This window comes from Halococcus agarilyticus (genome assembly GCF_000334895.1).
In the GTDB taxonomy this organism is placed as follows: Archaea; Halobacteriota; Halobacteria; order Halobacteriales; family Halococcaceae; genus Halococcus; species Halococcus agarilyticus.
The window spans coordinates 101,243-120,232 of the sequence record NZ_BAFM01000009.1; the positions used below are offsets into that span (position 1 = coordinate 101,243).

Sequence of the window (18,990 nt, forward strand, 5' to 3'; positions counted from 1 at the left end):
CCCGGGGTAATCAGTCTTCGCGCGGGGCGGCCTCGCTCGTGACGTGGGCGAGGAGCTCCTCGCCGTCGGTGTCGAGCCCCTGGCGCGCGAAGAAGTTCGCCACGTTCCGGCAGTCGCGTTCGAGGAACTCGCGGCTATTGGGGTGGTGGATCGTGACCGCCTGGCCGAGGTCGATGATCCATAACTGGGAGTCGTGGACCACGATGTTGTACTCCGAGAGGTCGCCGTGGACCAGCCCGGCGTCGTACAGCCGGCGGGTGTACTCCCGGACGACCTCGTAAGTAGTTCGAGGGTTCTCGACGTGGACCTCGCCGAGGCGTTTCGCGCGCTCGCCCTCGTGACCCACGAACTCCATCACGAGCACGTTGCGTTCGACCGCGATCGGCTCCGGCACGTTGACCCCCGCCGCGGCCGCCCGCCGGAGGTTCGCGAACTCCTTTTTCGTCCACGCGAGCACCACCTTCTTCTTCTTCGAGCCGATGTTCCGGAAGCGCGGATCGCCCTCCAGATACTGCCGCATCTGCCGGAAGTCGCTCGCGTTGATCCGGTAGATCTTGACCGCGACGTCGGCCCCGTCCGCGTCCGCGAGGAAGACGTGGGCCTCCTTGCCCGTCGAGATCGGTCCGCCGAACGCGTCGATGTGGCCGTCTTGAACTAACTTATAGAGCGCGCCGAGGGTCGCCTCGTCGAAGACGCCGCCCTCGACCTTGAACTGGTCGGCGTCCTTGATGCGCTCGCGGAACGCCGAGAACTCGCGGTCCTGCTTGCGGGCGACTCGATCCGCTTCGGTGTCTGAAACGTCGAGTTCCTCCCACTCGTCGCCCGGCTCCTCGGTGGCCTCGGTGTCGACGAGACCGTACTCCTCTTCGTCGTTCATTCGTCGTCCCCACTGTTCATGTCTCGCCACCGCAGTGTGCGTCGACGAGTTCGGCGCGCTGGTCGCGCCCCAGCTCGCGGTACCCCTCGCGCTCCCGTTCCAGCGCCATCACCGGTACGTCGTGGCCGTCGACCCCGACGAACTCCCGGTTGGTGGCGATGTCGGCTGTCGATACCCACTCGCCGTCGACTAGGTGTTCGACATCGCCCATGATCTCGACGCGGACGCCACCGATGTCGAGCATCCCGAAGTCGGAGGCGATGCGGTGTTCGACCGATCTCGATCGCGCCACTCCGCTCTCCACGTACTCTTCGAGGCGTCGCTCGATTACCTCGGCTCCGGGCCCGTCAGTCATGACGTCGATGTCGCCAGGCTCGACCGGAATCCCACGAAGCGCGAGGTTCGTGCTCGCCGTGACGGCCCACGTGACCTCGGTGTCGTCGAGCCGGTCACACAGCGTCTCGAGTGCAGCGAGAAAGTCCGGAGGAAGGGTCTGGGTGGCCACACTATCCCTGAATGTGGCCCTCCTCGCGGAGCTGGTCGGCGGCCCCCTTGTCGTAGCGCCACTCGATGTCGCCCTTCTCGTCCTGCCAGTCCCACGGCGAGACGAGCACGACGTCGTCCTCGCGGATCCAGACCCGCTTTTGCATCCGGCCCGGGATCCGCGCCGTCCGCTCCGTCCCGTCCATACACCGGACCTTGACCCGGTTCGCGCCCAGCATCTCGGTCACGACGGCGAACACCTCGTCGTCGTCCGGCATCCGGAGGTTCCCCTGTCCCTGGTTGCCGCTCATGGGAGGTGTTCGACAGCGAGTGGTTTAACTCTTTCAAGGCCCCGCTGCGGGTTCCGAGCCGTGTCGAGAGGGGTTGCAACGCGGTGTCGGCCCTGTCCGGCAGAACGGGATTTCCTCGCGCTTAAACCGTCGAGGGACCGACCCCGGCCATGCTGAACCGACTCGGTCTCGCCGGTGTCGTCGGCGTGCTCTGCTGTCTCGCCGGTCTCGGGATCGTCGCCTACGCCGCCCCGATCGTCGCGGGCGGGATCGCACTCGTGCTCGTCGGACTCGTCCTCGTGGCGCGCGGCCTGCTCTCGGGGATGCTCGCCGCGTTCGGGATGGATGGGATGCTCTAACCGCGAACGAGCAGGAAGACGACGATGCCGGAGACCACACCGACCGGGAGGCTGAAAACCGAAAACAGCGCCACGACGAGGCCGAGTCCGACGCCCCTGATCCGGGGGCGATCGATTCCGTGTCGCCGCAACTCGCGTGCGGCGACGAACCCGATCACGACACCGGTCACGACCGGCACGAAGGAGCTCTCCAGCGGACCGGGCGGGAGCGACGGTGTGGACACGACGGCCCGATCGTGAGCCTGCCGGAGTCGTCAATCTTTTCGGATCGGGTCGTCAGTCGCTCTCACCACGGTCGGCCCGGTGTTCGCTGATGACCTGGTCGACCATCGATTCGTTCTGGTTCTTGCGCCAGGCGTCCGCCCGCTCCTTCCATCCCTCGATGGCGGCCTCGACCGCCCCCTCGCGCGCGACCGCGAGATCGTCGACCTCCTCGATCGGTACCTCGTCGGCGGGTGCGACCGGGATCCCGTGTTCGAACAGGAGTTCCCGTGCGACCTCCGAAAGCCCGCCGTCCTTGAGCACGACGCGGGGCTCGCGCTCGACCAGGGTTTCGGCCGTCGAGCGCCCGGCTCCCGACGCGTCGCGGAGGTAGACCACGTCGCCCGCCGCGAGACCGTAACGCTCGTCGGCCGCCTGGAGCGCATTCTTGGTGAACTTCGCGACCGGTTTCACGGGGACGAGACCCTGTTTCGCTTCGGCCACGTCCGCGAAGTTCGAGTGATCCAGCCGCCAGAGCTCCTTCAGCCGGTCGAACTTCTCGGTGAGTTCCTCGTTCGCTTCGCGCTGCTCGTCGCGTTCGCGTTCGAGGCGTTCGTTCTCGCGCTCGAGTCGGTTGACCTCCCGGCGCTCTCGCGCCTCGCGGCGCTCCTCGCGCCTGGCGTCGGTGAGTTCGCGTTCGTACTCCGCGATCGTCTCCTCTTTCTCCTCGATCGTCGCTTCGAGGTCGTCGACGTGTGAATCGAGGCGCTCGACTCTCGTTTCGAGCTCCTTGATCCGCTGCTCTTCGGACGTGAGTTCGCGCGGTTCGTGCTCGTCTTCGTCGTCGTCGGCCTCGTCGTCGTCCGAGAGATCGGCGAGAACGGTCTCGACGGACTCCTCGCCCGCGACAACGCGCGCGATCACCTCGCCGGTCTCGATCCGCGGGGGCACCTTCTGCCCGACGCGCTCGAACGTGTCCTCGTATGCGTCGAACGCGTGGAGGGCGGCGGCGAGTGCGTCGCGCTCGTGGTCGTTCTCGTACCCCTCCTCGCGGGTTCGGTGCTGTTTCTCGTCCACGGGCAAGTCGCGCTCGGGCACCCAGCCTGCCGCCGAGAAGCTCCGGCGGATCTTCTCGACTGTGGAGGGCATCGGCTCGACGTCGGCCGCCACTATCACTGGTCGCCCGCGCTCGACGATCCACTCGATCACCGCGGCGGTGTCGGCGGTTCTGGTACTGAGAACGTCCAGCACCCTACCCTCGAGACCGACGATCGCCACCGCGGTCGTGGTGCCGGGATCGATCCCCACGAGCACGTGATCCCGGCGCTTCGCCAGCGGCCGGAACTCGATGCCGTCGCGCCGGACGCGCTCGATCTCGGTCCTGGTGTCGCCCGCTCGCCTGGCCGAGATCGGAATGTTCGACGGGCGCGCCTCGACGGTGAACACCGCGTTGGCGTACCCGCCGTACTTCTCGGTCTCGTCCATCTCGTAGTCGAGGCCCGCCTCCCGCAACTCGCTGTCGACCTCGCGGGCACGACGCTTCACCGAACCGTGGATCCGCCGCGTGTAGCGGTCCTCCGACCACCCACCGCTGCCGGTCGAGCGCCCGCGCGAAACCTTCACCTCGGTGGTGTCGGTGAAGGCAGAAACCTCGTAGCCTACGTTCGCGGCCGCGAGCCGCGCGGCGGCCTCTGCCTCCTGCATGGGTTTCTTGCCGTAGGGAACCCCGTGCCGGCTCGCGACCCGGGAGAGGGGTTCGGGCTGCTCGTCGCCGGTGACCTGGACGAGTCGGGTTTCGTCCGGCAGACTGCCCAGCAACCGAACGAGCGCGTCCTTGTCGGCGGCGAGCTCGTAGACGTTGTCGGTGGCGACGATCGCGGGCTCCTCGCGGTCGATCAGCCGCCGGAGCTTTCGGTGCGAGACCACGTCGCGGTCGAGGCTCTCGCCATCGAAGGCCACCACGGCGTAGGAGGGCGCGTCGCCACGGACGTCCCCACTCTGGACGTCGACCCCGAACACCACCGCGTCGAGCGCGCTGATGCGACTGCTCACGCGCTCGCGTAGGGGATCTGCCGACATAAATCCACGGCGCGGTTCCGAGTGGTGGGACGGACACTGTAGGAAGTGACGGCCGGGCGAACGTTTTAGCCACTGGACTGATGAGGGATCGTATGGTCGGCCTATCGTTTCTCATCCAGATCGGCGCGCTGGCGAACGCGGCCGTCGCGACCCTAGTGCTGGCGCTCGTGATCGCTCTCGGTTACCGACGGATTGCCGGGGCCGATGGTAACGCCAACGCGTCGGAGCGACCGTCCGAGTCGACCGAGGGACCGCCGCTCGAATCGTGGCGTCACGTCTACGATGTCGACAAGGCCGACGCCGACCGCGAGATAACCGCCGTCCAGGAGCAAGCGAGCGATCTCGCGGAGGCCGACAACGAGGCGCGACGGTAGCCGACGCTGCTGAACAGCGATCACGGCGGTCAGTTCGGTCCGGGGCTGGGGCCGCCAGCGCGTATCTGCAAACCTTTTACTGTCGCCTGCGAAGCCCTGCCCATGAGCCAGCAACCGAACGTCCTGCTGCTCGGGCCCCCCGGTGCAGGGAAGGGCACCCAGAGCGCGAACGTCGCCGACGAGTACGACATTCCCCACGTCACGACCGGCGACGCACTCCGAGCGAACAAGGACATGGAGACCGAGCACGGTACCCCGCGCTCGTTCATGGAAGCGGGCGAACTCGTCCCCGATCCCGTGGTGAACGAGATCGTGGCCGAGGCGCTCGGCGACGAGGGGTACGTGCTCGACGGCTACCCCCGGAACGAGGAGCAGGTCGCGTACCTCGCGGACATCACGACCCTCGACGCCGTCTGTCTGCTCTCGGTGAGCGAGTCCGAACTGGTCGATCGGCTGACCGGCCGGCGGGTGTGCGACGAGTGTGGCGCGAACTACCACGTCGAGTTCGACCAGCCCGCGGAGGAGGGCGTCTGTGACGAGTGCGGCGGCGAGTTGATCCAGCGCGAGGACGACACCGAGGACACCGTTCGCGAGCGCCTCCGGGTCTACCACGAGACCACCGAGCCCGTGGTCGAGCACTACCGCGAGGCGGGCGTCCTCCAGGAGATCGACGGCGAGCAGGCCCCCGACGCGGTGTGGGACGACCTCCGGGCGACGATCGACGAGACGGTCTGACGCGTCGACACCGCCGCTCCGATCGTCGTGTGGGCGACGCCCGTGTCGATCCCGGACGGGTCGCCCGGGCGAACGAACTAAAAGGTTGATTAGCGTCCGCCTCAAAGGAGCCTGCAATGGCGCGGACAGCCGACAAAGTGCGTTCGCTGATCGCCGAGGACGGCGCGTTCGAGAACGCGCTTTCGGTGGTGCTCTCGCGGGCCGGCCACGCATCCCCCGACGAGGAGGCCACTCCCGACGGCGGCACGCAGCCACACACCGTGACGTGGGGCGACGTCAGCGACGACCTCACGAGCGGCCAGTGGGGCCGGCTGATCGAGAGCGGCATCCTGACCGACGCCGACGGCAGCGGGTTCGCGGTCAACGATCCCGAAGGGGTGCGCGAGGCGCTGGGTGACGACGCAGTCGAAACGAGCGACGGCGACGACGAGGAGTCGAGCTGGACCACCTACGACAAGCTCGCGGCCCTCGGCGCGCTCTCGCTCTTTCCTGCCTACTGGTTCTCGCCGATCCGGAACGCGGTCGGCGGCGCGGTCGACCTCTTCCTCGGGCCGCTCGATGCGGTTCTCCCCTTCTACGCCGTCGTGATCGTGCTCTCGGTGCTCACGGGACTGTACTCCACGCTGCTCCAAGCGAACCTGATGAACACCGAGAAGATGAGCGAGGTCCAGGAGAAGATGAGTAACATCCAAGAGCGCCGGAAGGAAGCGAAAGAGCGCGGCGATGACGCCGCCCTCGAACGCATCCAGGAGGAGCAGATGGACGCGATGGGCGACCAGCTCGGGATGTTCAAGGAGCAGTTCCGTCCGATGGTCTGGATCATGCTGCTCACCATCCCGGCGTTCGTCTGGATGTACTGGAAGATCGGCATCCGTGGGGGTGGCACCACGCACATCGATCCGGGTGAGGGGTCGATCGTGCTCCCGATGTTCGGCACGCTGGAGTGGACCGAGCAGCTCGCCGGGTTCGTCTGGGTCTGGCTGGTCTGGTACTTCCTCTGCTCGACCGCCTTCCGGCTGATCATCCAGAAGACGCTCAACATCCGGACCACGCCCGGCACGTAGTTTCTCTTCTCCCCCCATCCGACGAACACGGCGAGCGGGAGCCACAACCGATTTGTACCGCGCCGGACCCAGAGGAGACATGTTTGTCACCCTCTCGGGGCCGGCCGGCGGCGGCACGTCCACGACCGCCGCCGCCCTCGCCGAGGCGCTGGGCTACGAGCACGTGAGCGGCGGCGACATCTTTCGGTCCGTCGCCGACGAGCGTGGGCTCACCCCCCTCGAACTCAACCGACTCGCCGAGGACGACGACGAGATCGACCGCGCCCTCGACCGCCGCCAGCGCGAGATCGCCACCGACCGTGACGACGTGGTGCTCGAATCACGGCTCGCGGGCTGGATGGCGGGCGAGCACGCCGACCTCCGGCTCTGGCTCGATGCGCCTCTCCATGTGCGTGCCGAACGGATCGCCGACCGCGAGGACAAGCCCACGAACCTCGCGCGCGAGGAGACCGAAGCCCGCGAGGGGAGCGAGGCGCGACGCTACCACGAATACTACGGTATCGACATCGAGGATCGCTCGATCTACGACCTCGCGGTGAGCACCGCACGATGGGATCCCGAGACCGTTCTCGATCTCCTCCGCGAGGCGTGTGAGCGCTACGATCCCGCCGACGACGAGGGCGGGGTCGTCGTCGACGCCGACTACGATCGCTGATGCGCGGCCCGCCAGGCGAGCGCTCCCCCGACGACCGCCTCGACTTCGGCGTCGTGAACCTCGACAAACCACCCGGGCCCTCCGCCCACCAGGTCACGGGCTGGGTCCGCGATCTCGTCGGGGTCGACCGCGCGGCCCACGCCGGCACGCTCGACCCGAAGGTCACGGGCTGTCTCCCGATCCTGCTCGGCGACGCGACTCGGCTCGCCCAGGTCTTCCTCGAAGGCGCGAAGGAGTACGTGGCGGTCCTCGAACTCCACGGCCCAGCTCCCGACGATCTCGACGCCGTGCTCGACGCGTTCGAGAGCCCGATCCACCAGAAACCACCCAAAAAGAGCGCGGTCGCGCGCCGGCTGCGGGTCCGCACGGTCCACGCACTCGACCCGCTCGACGTCAAGGAACGTCGCGTCCTGCTACGGATTCGGTGTGAGAGCGGAACCTACGTCAGGAAGCTGTGTCACGACCTCGGCCTCGCGCTCGGCACTGGCGCGCACATGGGCGACCTCCGGCGAGTCGGAACGACGCCGTTCGACGACACGGATCTCGTGAGCCTCCACGACCTCACGGACGCGCTCGCGTTCGCCGAGGACGATGATACCGAACCGCTCGCGGATGCCGTCCAGCCAGCCGAGCGCGCGCTCTCGCATCTCCCACGGGTGACGATCGCGCCGAACGCCGCCCGCGAAGTGGCGGAGGGTGCGCCGGTGTACGCGCCGGGCGTCCTTTCGATCGAGGACGTGTCGGCGACGGACGCCGACGAACCGCCGCTGGTCGCGTGTTGCACGCCCGACGGGGCCGCGGTCTGTCTCGGGCGGCTCGTCGGCGAGGCCGATGCGGAACGCGGGACGGTCGTGGATCTCGAACGCGTCCTGATCTAATCGTCGGCGGGGGCGAGGTCGGCCTCGCTCATGTTCTCGATGTCGATTCCGCCGGTGAGTTCGGTGTAGGGGTACGGCATGTCGATCCCCTCGGCGTCGAAGCGCTCCTTGACCGCCTGGACCCACGCCGAGAGCGCTTTGACGTACTTCCCGCGGGAGGGATCGTCGATGTGTGCACGGGCGGTGAGACCGACGTACGAGTCCGCGAGCTCGGTCAGGATCACGTCTGGTTCGGGCTCGCCCTTGAGTCGGTCGACGGTCGCCGCCTCCTCGACGATGATCTCCTTGGCCTGCTCGATGTCGTCCTCGTAGCCGATCCCGAACGTGAAGGGGACCCGGAGCTGGTCGTCGGCGACGGGGTTGGTGACGGCGTTGTCGGCGAGTTCGGAGTTGGGAACCGTGATGAGCTCGTTGTCGAACGTCTTGAGCTTCGTCACCCGGAGACCGATCTCCTGGACGACGCCGGATTTGGTGCCGTCGCCGGAGGGCCACTCGATCCAGTCGCCGATGCCGAACGGATCGTCCTTCAGGATGAAGATCCCGGCGGCGAAGTTCGCGAGGAGATCCTGGGCGGCGAACCCGAGTGCGAGCGAGAGCGCGCCGAGCAGGGTTGCGAAGGCCGCGAGAACAGTACCGAAGCCCGCCATCGTCGCCGCGAGCGAGAGCGCGGCGAACAGCGCGAGCGCGCGGGCGACGGTACCGCCCAGTCCCACGACCTTCGGATCGAACCCGCGTGCGTCGAGCGCACCCCTCACGAGGCGGACGAGCACGAACCGTGCGACGGTGTAGATCACGACGAACGCGACGACGAACAGTATGGCCTTCGCCGCGACCTCGATCAACGCTCTCCCGTACTGGTCGACGAACCCCTGTGGACTCGTCGGGATTCCCTGCTGGAGTAGTAACGAACGCATCGGAGTATGTGACACCCGTCCCCTGATGAACCCACCGCCTGTATGTTCGGGTCGTCGGGCCAGGCAACGCCCTCGGCCGGGGCCGACCGCTCGCGTGGGCGAAACGAAGGGCTTAATCCCGGAGGTGGCGTCGTTCGGGACGCGGGACCGTGGGGTAGCTTGGTATCCTCGGCGCATGGGGTGCGTCGGACTCGAGTTCGAATCTCGACGGTCCCATGGACCCTTTCACTTCGTTGGGTGGCCGACCGTCGGGAGGCCACCTCTTTTTGCTCCCGGCGATCCGCCCGTTCGCACGGCCAGCGGGACGGCTGCGCCGTCCCGCTCGACTCGCAAAAATCTCCACCAGAAACACCCGCTCGCTCCCTTCGATCGCTCGCGGTACAGTTGCTGGCACACTCCGCGACCACCCACCTCTCAGTATCGCCAGGGGATCGTTGTTTCCCTACGTCACTCACTCGCCCGCAGTGTGCCGACTCACACCTCTCGTACGGCGATACGATGTGGTGGCACTTTCGAATCGGGCGCGCAACAGGATTTGACTGCCATCCACTTGTCAGGCAACAGAACATGGAAATGTTTATGAGAAGGTAGTTTGATGATTGCCACATGAAGTGGTTGCCATGAACACAGATTTGACACGCGCGGACGGGACACGACCGGTAGGCGTCACGGCTCGCGGAGGCCGGCGGTGACGGCTCGCTCCCGCTCCACGGCGGTTCTCGTCACGACGCTCGTCGTGCTGAGCACCGTCGTCGCCGGTGGGGGAATCGTCGGCGCACAGAGCGACGCAGGCGGCGCGAACGGGACGAACGCCACGGCCGAGACGGGTGTCGATCTGCCGCCGGCCGACGACGTCTACGTCGAGGAGAACGGCGACGCCGTCCTCACCTACGAAGGGGCGGCGGACGACACCCGGACGAACTACGGACTGAACGTCAGTGAGGGGCTGTTCCACGCGCTCGTCGCGACCGACGTCGAGGGGTCGAACGACGTCGCGGCCGACATGACGGCCGCCCTGACCGGCGACAACCTCACCGGCAACGGCACGCTGGGAATGGCGCGTCCAGAGGCGCTCTCGAACCTCTCGGTGAACGCGACCGGGCTGCGGACCGACGAGAACGCCCGCTCGGACGTCGCCGCCGCGGCGACCGTCACCGGCGCGAGCCTCGCCCGGTCGGTGCCCATCGAGCGTGCGGGGATGGAGGGCAACGTCACGACTACGGGCTCGACGTTCGACGCCGACCTCGCGGCGAGTGCGCAGTTGACCCAACCGCTGGGTCAGTCCCAACATCAGGCGTATCACATCTCCGAGGGCAACGGCACGTACACGCTGAACGTCTCGCAGGAGCGGCCCGTCTTCGGGGCCGCCGCGTCGCGCTGGGAGACCCGCGAACAGGCAGCGCGGACGCTCCGCAGCCAGTACGTCGCGATCGCGGAGTCGATGAACGGGTCGGCCGACCTCACGATCGAGTCGTACTCGTTCGCCGCGCGGGAGGGTGGCCGACCGCGACTCGACATCGAGTACTCGATCACCTACCGCGGGATCGAACGCGCTGTCACCGACCAGGTCGCGTCGTCGCTGACGTCGGCCGAGGACGTCGATCTCAGCCGATCGGAGGCGCGGAACGTCTCCCAGCGACTCCGGAACCTCACGGTGAACGAGCTCTCGGTCCGGTTCGACCAGAGTGAGAGCTCGATCGAGGCCGGCATGAGCGCCGACCTCGACAACTACGACGGGGCCGTGCTCGCGGCGCTCGATGTCGCGAACGCGACCGACATGCAGTCGCTCAACGCGGGTACCATGGCGGGGATGGGAACGGCCGCTGGCGGTGCGATGCCCGGGAACGCCGGGACCACGACGGGGACCGCCTCGAACGCCTCCGTTATGAACCCGTCGGCGGGCGCGAACGCGGCGTCGTTCAACCGGAGCCTCGAACGCTTCCGCAAGCAGTTCGCCGCCCAGCGGGCCGCGAACCTCACGCGCGAGGTCAGCTTCGCCGCGAACGTCACCAAGCCCTCCCCGCAGGCCATCAGCGTCGATCTCGAATCCCACACCCGCACCGAGAACTGGGGACAGTACGTCGACGAACTGGAGAACCGCGATATCGAGACGAACAACCTCGAATACGAGCTCCACGCCGCCACCGAGGGCGAGCGCGTCAACGTCACGGCGGCGGTCTCGGTCTCGGGCAAGAACCTGCTCAAACAGGCGACGAACCAGATGCTCAACAGCAGCGCCGGTCCGCAGGCGGGCCAGATGAACGAGTACGTCACGGCGTTCCGCGAGGCTGGTTTCCAAAAGGCCAAGATGGACGTCTCGCTCGACGACGGCCGGATGCGGATGGAGACCGGTGCGGCCTTCGAGAACATGACGGCGCTGCGCGACGCGTTCGTCACGCTCGAGGGTGACCAGTCCATCGGGAGCGTCGTCGGCCGCACCGAGAACGGCACCACGACTTCCTACGTCCGGGTCGAGGATGCCGTCTCGGAGAACGCCTCGGAGTCACAGGTCCGCGAACTCGCGTACGCTGACGACGACACGGCGGTCCACCTGCCGAACGCGTGGAACCGGACGATGCCGTCGGCGAACACCAGCGAGGCCGACGAATACCTCGGTATGACGGGCGCGACCTCCGGGCTGACCGGCCCCGGCTTCGGGGTCGTCGTCGCGGTGATCGCGCTGCTGGCCGCGGCGCTCGTCGCTGCCAGGCGGCGGGAGTAGACACCGCACTACCACCTTTTTACTTCGTCGGGTGTCCTCGTGCCCGCAGCGCAAGGACACCCGACGAAGTGAAATTTAGGCGAGCGGCGTCCGCTCGACCACGGTGCCGTCGGCGGTCGGGTACTGCTCGATGATCTCGCCCTTCCCGATGTCGCCCTCGTCGATCATCTCCTCGGCGAGCCACCACGCGAGTTCGACGTGATCGGTTTTCTCGGTGTAGAACTCCTCGGGAACCCCGAGTTCGGCGAGACGTGCGACGGGTTCCCAGATCTTGCCGTAGACGAGCGTGCCGTCGTCGGTCACGTCGTCGAACTCGCGGCCCACGATCCGCGCCATCCGCTTCAGTCGGTTGCGGTGCTGGGCGGCGTCCTTGAACACGCTGGTGCAGTAGTAGACCTTCTCGTGATCGCCCATTGCGTCGAGCACGTCGTGGCTCCCCTCGACCGCGCTCATGTGGCCCTCCCGAAGCTCGAAGCCCGCCTCCTGCATCCGCTCGGCGTTGCCGTCGGACATCTCGAACTCGTTGATGTTACAGAAGTCCGCCGCGCCCTCGTCGAGGAAGTCGAGGAACTCCGTCTCTGCCCGGATGCCGGGGATCTCGAACGCCGGCGTCAGTCCCTCTTCGCGGGCGACGTAGAGGATGTCTTCCCACTCCGTGCCGTGCATGTCGCCCCACAGCTCGTAGGGTGGGTGAAAGCGGATCTCGTCGAGGCCCGCTTCCGCAAGCCGGCGCATGTTCTCGCGCCCGCCCGTGATCCCGGTGTAGAGGTGGGTGTGATGGTCCTCGCCGAACTCGTCTTTCAGCAGCGAGAGATAGCGACAGGTCCGATCGAGGGCCTCCTGTGGCTCGCCGCCGGTGATCGAGGTTCCGAGGGCGTCCATCCGGTGGGCCTCCTCGATCACGTCGCTGTCCTCGGTGACCTGGCGCTCGTTGGCGTAGACGTCGGTGACGTTCTTCCTGTTCTCGCCGAGCGGACAGTAAAAGCAGTCACGCTGGTCGCAGTAGCCGTAGACGAACAGCACCATCTTGCCGCCCTTGGCGCACTGTTCACAGCCCTTCGAGATCATTCGTTGGGGGTTCTCGGGGGCCGACGCTCAAAAGCCGCACGACTCCGCTCGGCGTGACGTCGCTCGCCGACTCCACTATCGTTCGAACCGTTCGCACGGAAAGCAGTTAACCCCGGATCGCGTACGGCCAGGCGATGCTGCTCGTGCTGTGTGTCGACCTCGACGACGATCTCGGCCGGAAGGCCGGCGTCGAGACGCCCGTCGTCGGCCGCGAGGCGGTCGAGCGCGCGGCGGTCGCGCTCGCCACCGCGGACCCGGAGGATTCGGACTCCAACGTCCTGTTCGAGGGCCTCCACATCCACGACGACATCACCGACGAGCGGATCGAGGTCGCGGCGGTCGCGGGCGTCGAGAGCGGCGGCGTCGCCGCCAACCGCCGCGTCGGCGAGGAGGTCGACACGATCCTCGCGGGGCTCGCCACCGGCGAGGACGTCCGCGCGCTGGTGGTCACCGACGGCGCGCAGGACGAGTCGGTGCTGCCGGTGATCCGGTCGCGGCTGCCGGTCGACGGGGTGCGCCGGGTGGTCGTTCGCCAGGCACAGAACCTCGAATCGATCTACTACACGATGAAGCAGGTTCTCGACGATCCCGAGACCCGCGGGACGATCCTCGTGCCCCTCGGCATCCTCCTGCTGATCTACCCGCTCGTGGAGCTCGCCGGCCGGCTCGGGGTCCCCGGCACGGCGGTGATCGGCGTCATCTCGGCGCTGCTCGGACTGTACGTCCTCTTTCGTGGCCTCGGACTCGAACGCGCGGTCGACGAGTCGGTCGCGCGCGCACGGAGTGGGCTGTACGCCGGTCGGGTCATGCTCATCACGTCGGTGGTGGCGCTCGCGCTGTTCGTCATCGGTGGCGTCAGCGGCATCAGAACGCTCGACGCCGCTCAAGCGGGAGCGGGAGCGCTGACGCCGGTCGACACCGCCGCGGCGTTCGTCGTCGGCGCGGTGCCGTGGGTCGCCGCGGCGGGGGTCACCAGCAGCGTCGGCCGGATCACCGACACGTATCTCGCCGAACGGTTCCGGTGGCGCTATCTCAACGCCCCCTTCTACGTGCTCGCGATCGCGGCCGTCCTCCACGGCGTTGGAGCCTACCTGCTCGGCGATGTCGGCCTCTCGTACATGGCGGTCGCACTCACTGTCGGGACGCTGCTCGGGCTCGTGAGCACGCTTGCGTTCGCCATCGCCGAGTCGCGTTCGCCGAGCGTGCCCGAGCCCGCTTGACGCACCCACTTTTTGCTGTGCTACGAGACGGCTTCTTCGCGCGGCTTCGCCGCGCGAACGGTCCGCGGGACCTTCGGTCCCGCGCTACTCACGAGAACTCCGGTCGCTCGCCCTCGATCCGCCGAGGGACCGCACCGCCGAAGCCCTCAGCCACTCGCTCAGTACTCACGGGTCGCTTCGCTCCCCGTTCGTTGGCGGCGCTCACTACGTTCGCGCCGCCCACCGCTCGCGCCGTCGCCCTTCATCCACCAGGAGAGCGAGCTCTCCTGAGCCTCGGCTCGCTCCGCTCGTCGAGACGCCAGGTCCGCACTGCAACCGCCAGCCGCGGCCGCCGGCCGCAACCGTTCACCGCTCCCGGACGACCACGAACTCCGCCAGATCGCGGAGGTACTCCTCGGCCTGCTCGTCGTCGATCGGGACCGAATCGAGCGCCGCGAGCGCGTCGTCGGCGGTCCGGCGCGCGAGGTCGTTCGCCTCCTCGGCCGTGAGATCGGTGACCTCGACGAGCGAGGGCCGATCCATCGCGCTGTCCTGGCCCGTCGGCTTCCCGAGGTCGTCGGCGTCGGCGGTCGCGTCGAGCACGTCGTCGCGGATCTGGAAGGCGACCCCGACGCCCTCGGCGTACGCTCCGAACGCCTCCACCGTGGCTGCGTCGGCGTCGGCCGCGACCGCGCCCAACTGGGCCGCCGCACGAAACAGCGCCCCCGTCTTCCGACGGGCGAGTTCCATGTACTCCCCCTGGGTGGTGGGCCGCGCGACGAGTTCGGTCGCCTCGCCCTCGCCGAGTTCGACCATCGCCTCGCTCACGACCTCCATCGCGCGCTCGTCGGCCGCAAACAGCGCGAACGCCTCGCCGAGCAGTCCATCCGAGGCGATCAGCGCCGGGCCGTGACCGAACGCCGCCCACGCGCTCGCGGTCCCGCGACGGACATCGGAGTCGTCGATGACGTCGTCGACCACGAGCGAGGCGTTGTGGACGAGTTCGATCCCGACCGCGAAATCGACCGCCGCGCTCGCCGGCTCGCCGGCGGCCTCACAGGCCAGTACCGCAACTGTGGGCCGGACGCGCTTGCCCCCCGAGAGCGCGACGTGTTCGAGCTGGGCAGCGAGCTCGTCGGGCTCGGACGCCGCGCAGACGGCTTCGAGGCGCTCCTCGACCATCGTCCGCCGGCGTTCGAGGTACTCCATTACTCGATCTTGAGACCCGGCGTGAAAGTACGTGACGGTCCGTCTCGACCGCTCGCTCCGTCCCGGTGTGTCAGTTCGTCAGCCGACGAGGGTTTAACCCCGATGGGGAACCTAACGGGAACCGATGGCACAGCAGACCGCCCGTATCGTGACGGACGAGGCCGTGATGGGCGGGGAGCCGCGCATCGAGGGCCACCGCATCAGCGTCCGTCAGGTCGCCGATTGGGTCGAGAAGGGCGACCTGTCGGCGAAAACCGTCGCCGACCGCTACGCCCTCGACATCGCGGATGTCTACCGCGCGCTGACGTACTACCACGAACACCCTGACGAGATGACCGCGGTGCGCCGCCGCCGTCGGGAGCAGATACGCGCCGCACGGAAGCGCGGGATGAAGACGCTCGGCGAACTCCGCGAGGAGGCAGCCGAGGCCGACGACGAGTGAATGGCCTACCGGGTCCTCTGTGACGAGAACGTCGACCCACAGACAGTCCAGTATCTGGGACGCGATGGCCACGAGGCGGCACACGTCGGTACAGCGCTCCCGCTGAGCGTGGGCGACGACGAAATCGCGGCACACGCCCGGGAAAACGGGTACGTGGTCCTCACCAACGATACCGACTTCCTCGGCCCGTCGGTGTATCCGGACGTGACGGTGCTGCTGTACACGGACCACCGGGCGTCGGCGCACGAACTCGCAGCGATGGTCTCGGAGCTCACAACGTACTATCCCTCGCAGGACGACTTGCCGCGCGAGAACTACCCCTCGGGGAAGACGGACTGAACCGCCCCCGCGGCCCTCCCAGCAATCGATGGGTTCGCCGGAAACTACCGAAACGACCCACAACCGACCCGATCAGACTTCGGGCGGCTCGCCGCCGAACGCCTCGATCAGCGCGGGCACCACGTCGAAGAGGTCGTCGACGATCCCGTAGTCCGCGAGGTCGTAGATCGGCGCGTTCGGGTCGGTGTTGATCGCGACGATCGTCTCCGCGCCCTTCATCCCGGCGACGTGCTGGACAGCGCCGGAGATTCCGATCGCGATGTAGACCTCGGGCGTGACCTGCTTCCCCGACTGACCGACCTGACGGTTCTTCGGGAGCCACCCGTTGTCGACGATCGGGCGCGACGAGGACAGCGTCGCGTCGAGCGTGTCCGCGAGCGCCTCGACCAGCGCGATGTTCTCCTCCTCCTCGATCCCCCGGCCGACCGAGACCAGCACCTCGGCCTCGGTGATGTCGACGTCCCCGCCGCCGACCTCCTGAAAGCCCGTCACCGTCGAACGCACCGCCGACTCGTCGATCTCGGCGTCGAACTCCCGAACGTCGGCCCCGTTGGTGCCCTCGGCGGGCGGCCACTCGCCGGGCCGGACCGTCACGGCGGCGCGGTCGGCGTCGACTTCGACTACCGTTTCGACCTTCGAGCCGTACTTCTCGCGAGTCACCGACAGGACGCCGTCGCTCTCGATGTCGATCGCGTCGGTCACGAGCGGGAGCGAGAGTCGGTTGGCGACCGCGGGCGCGTAATCCAGCCCGTTGACCGAGTTCGGCATGAGCAGGACATCCGGTTCGACCTCGTCGTAGAGCGCGGCGACCGCCTGGGTGTAGACATCGTGGTTGAACTCCTCGCCTTCGTCGACCGTGTGGACGACGTCGACGCCCTCGCGGTCGAGCCGATCGGCGAATTCCCCTACTTCGCCGCCGATCACGGCGAGGTGGAGGTCGCCATCGGTGGCGTCGGCGAGTTCGCGACCCGCGGTGGCGAGTTCGAAGCTCACGTCACGCAGCTCGCCGCGGCGGTGTTCGGCGATGGCGAGCACGCTCATCCCTCGACCACCCCCTTGTCGCGGAGGAGATCAGCCAACTGGTCGGCCTCCTCGTCGGGACTGCCCTCGAACACCGTCGCGTCGCTCTCGGTTTCGGGCTCGTAGAGCTGGGTGAGCGTGATCGGACTCTCGGTCACCGATGCGTCGAGGCCGATGTCCGCGAGGTCCTCGGGCGCGATCTCCTTCGATTGGGCCTGACGGATTCCCCGCAGGCTGGCGTAGCGGGGCTCGTTGATCCCGGTCTGAATGGTGAGCACCGCGGGGAGTTCGACGTCGGTCAGCTCCTCGACGCCGCCTTCGAGTTCGCGGTGAACCGAGGCGACGTCGCCACCGGGTTCGAGATCGAGATCGTTGACGACCGCGGCCCACTCGAAGCCGATCTCGTCGGCGAGCGAGACGCCGGTGGCCCCGAAGGCGTCGTCGTTCGACTGGACGCCCGCGAGCACGAGGTCGGGGTCTTCGTCCTCGGCGACCGCCGCGAGGATATCGGCCTTGGTCTCGACGCCGAGCTGTCCTTCCCCTTCGAGCGCGTCGTCCCAGACCCGGATCGCGCGGTCGACGCCCTTCGCGAGCCCCATCCGGATGGTCTCCTCGCTCCGCTCGGGGCCGATCGTGACCGAGACGACCTCGACGTCCTCACCCGCCTCCTGGAGCTGGACGCCCGCCTCGATGGCGTAGTCGTCCCACTCGTTGAGGTCGTAGTCGAGGTATTGCTCGGCGACTGCCAACCCATCAATCTCGAAGTCGTCCTCGACCTCGGCCACCTCGGTTACCGCGATGAGGATCTTCATCGGGCGGGAGTCGCCGCCCGCGAATGTTAACGGTTCCGAAAGCGTCAAACCCTCTCATCGTCGCGATCGGGCAGGCTGATGAGGTTCTCCCGGCCGATCCGGAGCTTCTCGATTCTGCCCGTATCGTCCATCGCCGACAGGAGCTGGGACACCTTCGCGTTCGACCAGCCGGTCTCGTCGACGATCGAGGCCTGCTTCATCCGACCGTCGTTGTGTTCGAGGAGTCGCTCGACGCGCTCCTCGTCGGAGAGGAGTTCGTCGTCGGGCGGTTCGCTCGCGGTCGTCTCGGGTTCTACTGTCGATCCCGCACCCGCCGTGGCTGGCGTCGCTTCGGGATCGGCGTCGGCCGTGTCGGGTGCGCGGGGCGTGCTTCCGTCCGCCGACCGTCCATCGTCGTCCGGCTCGCGTCGCGTCCACGTGTACATCCCGACGATCACGATCCCTGCCCCGAGCACGACCGCTCCCGCGCCGAACACGAGCGGCGGCACCGACGCGAGCGGCCCCGGACCGTCGGCGTTGCCGTCGCTTCCGCCGTTTCCGTCGTTCCCGCTTCCGTCGTCGGTACCGTTGGCGCTCGGTGACCGGATCGGCGGACCGCTGCGCTCGTAGATCACCCGTGGTTCTCCCGGTTCGAACGATTCCGGGCCGTTCCACCGGAGCGTACGATTCGTGTAGCCGATCGGCGAGGTGTCGATGGTGTACCCCCGCGGGGTTTCGACGAGCAGCGTCTGCCCGTCGGTGAGGTGGGGAAGCCACGTGCCTCGGGTGGTGTTGAACGCGTCGCCGACGACGAGTCGGTCGCCGCTCTGCCGCGCGAACGCCGTCCACGTGAACCCGACGACCAGCCGTCCGGTGCCGTTGTCGCTCCCGTTCTCGCCGACGATAGTCGCGTTCCGTCCGGTCGCCGTGACGTTCATCGGGCGGCCGGTCGCGTTGGTCGCCGCGGCCGCCGCCTGCTCGAACGTCGCCACTTCGACGCCGGCCCGTCCCTCCTCGAACTCCCGTGCGAGCGCTCTGAACGCCGCGGTGTCGTTCCTGTCGCGGAGAGTGAACTCGGTCACGATCCGGAACCGTGCGTCGCCGTCCGGGCGCGGCTGGATGGTGATCGTCGTGGTAGCCTCGGTGCTGTTCGCCGCCTCGCCCGCGTCCGTCCCGGGCTGGCCGAGCGCGACCGCCGGCCCGACGGCGGCGACGACGAGGAGCGCGCACAGCACCGCCCGAAGGCGCATGCCGAACCCTCCTCGGGCCGACACGAAAACCCTTTTCATCC

Annotated in this window: 21 protein-coding genes and 1 tRNA gene; 11 read left to right on the forward strand and 11 right to left on the reverse strand. The window is 67.9% G+C overall.

The features are described 5' to 3' along the window. Positions 1 to 10: 10 nt before the first annotated feature. Genes rio1 through eif1A form a run of 3 tightly spaced genes read right to left on the reverse strand, consistent with a single transcriptional unit; the run spans position 11 to position 1,671 of the window. The gene (gene rio1 / locus TX76_RS08995; protein WP_049901757.1) at positions 11 to 877 is read right to left on the reverse strand and encodes a serine/threonine-protein kinase Rio1; all 867 of its coding nucleotides are present in this window, start codon (positions 875 to 877) and stop codon (positions 11 to 13) included. Between the two features lie 16 nt (positions 878 to 893). Continuing rightward, positions 894 to 1,382: a nucleotidyltransferase domain-containing protein gene (locus TX76_RS09000; RefSeq protein WP_049901760.1), complete on the reverse strand. Its 489-nt coding sequence runs from the start codon at positions 1,380 to 1,382 to the stop codon at positions 894 to 896. Between the two features lies 1 nt (position 1,383). Then, the gene (gene eif1A / locus TX76_RS09005) at positions 1,384 to 1,671 is read right to left on the reverse strand and encodes a translation initiation factor eIF-1A (protein ID WP_049901762.1); all 288 of its coding nucleotides are present in this window, start codon (positions 1,669 to 1,671) and stop codon (positions 1,384 to 1,386) included. 149 nt (positions 1,672 to 1,820) lie between these two features. Between eif1A and TX76_RS09010 the strand changes: the two genes are divergently transcribed. Beyond that, positions 1,821 to 2,009: a DUF7470 family protein gene (locus TX76_RS09010; RefSeq protein ID WP_049901765.1), complete on the forward strand. Its 189-nt coding sequence runs from the start codon at positions 1,821 to 1,823 to the stop codon at positions 2,007 to 2,009. Here the strand turns inward: TX76_RS09010 and TX76_RS09015 are convergent. Further along, positions 2,006 to 2,233, reverse strand: a complete 228-nt coding sequence (locus TX76_RS09015) for a hypothetical protein (protein ID WP_049901767.1) — start codon at positions 2,231 to 2,233, stop codon at positions 2,006 to 2,008. The two genes, TX76_RS09010 and TX76_RS09015, sit on opposite strands and share 4 nt — an antisense overlap. Positions 2,234 to 2,285: 52 nt before the next feature. Next, entirely contained in the window at positions 2,286 to 4,262 is a 1,977-nt protein-coding gene (locus TX76_RS09020) for a DUF460 domain-containing protein (RefSeq protein ID WP_049901770.1), read from the reverse strand. A 119-nt stretch (positions 4,263 to 4,381) separates the two neighbouring features. On the opposite strand from TX76_RS09020, the gene TX76_RS09025 reads away from it, so the two are divergent. The 5 genes from TX76_RS09025 (at position 4,382) to TX76_RS09045 (ending at position 7,995) form a co-directional block, all read left to right on the forward strand. After that, the gene (locus tag TX76_RS09025) at positions 4,382 to 4,663 is read left to right on the forward strand and encodes a hypothetical protein (RefSeq protein ID WP_049901772.1); all 282 of its coding nucleotides are present in this window, start codon (positions 4,382 to 4,384) and stop codon (positions 4,661 to 4,663) included. 102 nt (positions 4,664 to 4,765) lie between these two features. After that, complete coding sequence (locus TX76_RS09030) at positions 4,766 to 5,398, forward strand: adenylate kinase (RefSeq protein ID WP_049901774.1); 633 nt, start codon at positions 4,766 to 4,768, stop codon at positions 5,396 to 5,398. A 116-nt stretch (positions 5,399 to 5,514) separates the two neighbouring features. Next, positions 5,515 to 6,462 carry a DUF106 domain-containing protein gene (locus TX76_RS09035; RefSeq protein ID WP_049901777.1) on the forward strand — a complete coding sequence of 316 codons (948 nt, stop codon included), beginning with the start codon at positions 5,515 to 5,517 and terminating at the stop codon, positions 6,460 to 6,462. A 79-nt stretch (positions 6,463 to 6,541) separates the two neighbouring features. Then, positions 6,542 to 7,117, forward strand: a complete 576-nt coding sequence (cmk, locus tag TX76_RS09040; RefSeq protein ID WP_049901779.1) for a (d)CMP kinase — start codon at positions 6,542 to 6,544, stop codon at positions 7,115 to 7,117. Then, positions 7,114 to 7,995 (forward strand): RNA-guided pseudouridylation complex pseudouridine synthase subunit Cbf5, encoded by an 882-nt coding sequence (locus tag TX76_RS09045; protein ID WP_049901781.1) that lies wholly within the window; start codon positions 7,114 to 7,116, stop codon positions 7,993 to 7,995. Before cmk ends, TX76_RS09045 begins: the two co-directional genes overlap by 4 nt. Here the strand turns inward: TX76_RS09045 and TX76_RS09050 are convergent. Next, on the reverse strand, positions 7,992 to 8,909 hold the full coding sequence (locus TX76_RS09050; protein WP_049901785.1) for a mechanosensitive ion channel family protein: 918 nt from the start codon (positions 8,907 to 8,909) through the stop codon (positions 7,992 to 7,994). The two genes, TX76_RS09045 and TX76_RS09050, sit on opposite strands and share 4 nt — an antisense overlap. A gap of 143 nt (positions 8,910 to 9,052) precedes the next feature. On the opposite strand from TX76_RS09050, the gene TX76_RS09055 reads away from it, so the two are divergent. Beyond that, positions 9,053 to 9,125: transfer RNA gene (locus TX76_RS09055), tRNA-Pro, on the forward strand. Between the two features lie 472 nt (positions 9,126 to 9,597). After that, complete coding sequence (locus TX76_RS09060) at positions 9,598 to 11,631, forward strand: PGF-CTERM sorting domain-containing protein (protein ID WP_049901788.1); 2,034 nt, start codon at positions 9,598 to 9,600, stop codon at positions 11,629 to 11,631. Positions 11,632 to 11,706: 75 nt separating this feature from the next. On the opposite strand, the gene TX76_RS09065 is transcribed toward TX76_RS09060, so the two are convergent. Next, on the reverse strand, positions 11,707 to 12,699 hold the full coding sequence (locus TX76_RS09065) for a radical SAM protein (protein WP_049901790.1): 993 nt from the start codon (positions 12,697 to 12,699) through the stop codon (positions 11,707 to 11,709). Positions 12,700 to 12,833: 134 nt separating this feature from the next. On the opposite strand from TX76_RS09065, the gene TX76_RS09070 reads away from it, so the two are divergent. Beyond that, entirely contained in the window at positions 12,834 to 13,919 is a 1,086-nt protein-coding gene (locus TX76_RS09070) for a DUF373 family protein (protein WP_049901792.1), read from the forward strand. A gap of 345 nt (positions 13,920 to 14,264) precedes the next feature. On the opposite strand, the gene TX76_RS09075 is transcribed toward TX76_RS09070, so the two are convergent. Further along, positions 14,265 to 15,107 carry a polyprenyl synthetase family protein gene (locus TX76_RS09075; RefSeq protein ID WP_049901794.1) on the reverse strand — a complete coding sequence of 281 codons (843 nt, stop codon included), beginning with the start codon at positions 15,105 to 15,107 and terminating at the stop codon, positions 14,265 to 14,267. Between the two features lie 124 nt (positions 15,108 to 15,231). Here TX76_RS09075 and TX76_RS09080 point away from each other — a divergent pair, with 124 nt between their 5' ends. Together TX76_RS09080 and TX76_RS09085 are read left to right on the forward strand one after the other, a co-directional pair. Beyond that, positions 15,232 to 15,549 carry a DUF433 domain-containing protein gene (locus TX76_RS09080; RefSeq protein WP_079890790.1) on the forward strand — a complete coding sequence of 106 codons (318 nt, stop codon included), beginning with the start codon at positions 15,232 to 15,234 and terminating at the stop codon, positions 15,547 to 15,549. Next, the gene (locus TX76_RS09085; protein WP_049901796.1) at positions 15,550 to 15,888 is read left to right on the forward strand and encodes a DUF5615 family PIN-like protein; all 339 of its coding nucleotides are present in this window, start codon (positions 15,550 to 15,552) and stop codon (positions 15,886 to 15,888) included. 72 nt (positions 15,889 to 15,960) lie between these two features. On the opposite strand, the gene TX76_RS09090 is transcribed toward TX76_RS09085, so the two are convergent. From TX76_RS09090 to TX76_RS09100, 3 genes are read right to left on the reverse strand one after another with little or no spacing between them, the layout of a single operon-like run. Further along, the gene (locus TX76_RS09090; RefSeq protein ID WP_049901799.1) at positions 15,961 to 16,929 is read right to left on the reverse strand and encodes an electron transfer flavoprotein subunit alpha/FixB family protein; all 969 of its coding nucleotides are present in this window, start codon (positions 16,927 to 16,929) and stop codon (positions 15,961 to 15,963) included. Then, complete coding sequence (locus tag TX76_RS09095; RefSeq protein WP_049901801.1) at positions 16,926 to 17,720, reverse strand: electron transfer flavoprotein subunit beta/FixA family protein; 795 nt, start codon at positions 17,718 to 17,720, stop codon at positions 16,926 to 16,928. Before TX76_RS09095 ends, TX76_RS09090 begins: the two co-directional genes overlap by 4 nt. Positions 17,721 to 17,764: 44 nt before the next feature. After that, on the reverse strand, positions 17,765 to 18,949 hold the full coding sequence (locus TX76_RS09100; protein WP_049901803.1) for a helix-turn-helix transcriptional regulator: 1,185 nt from the start codon (positions 18,947 to 18,949) through the stop codon (positions 17,765 to 17,767). Between the last annotated feature and the right edge of the window lie 41 nt (positions 18,950 to 18,990).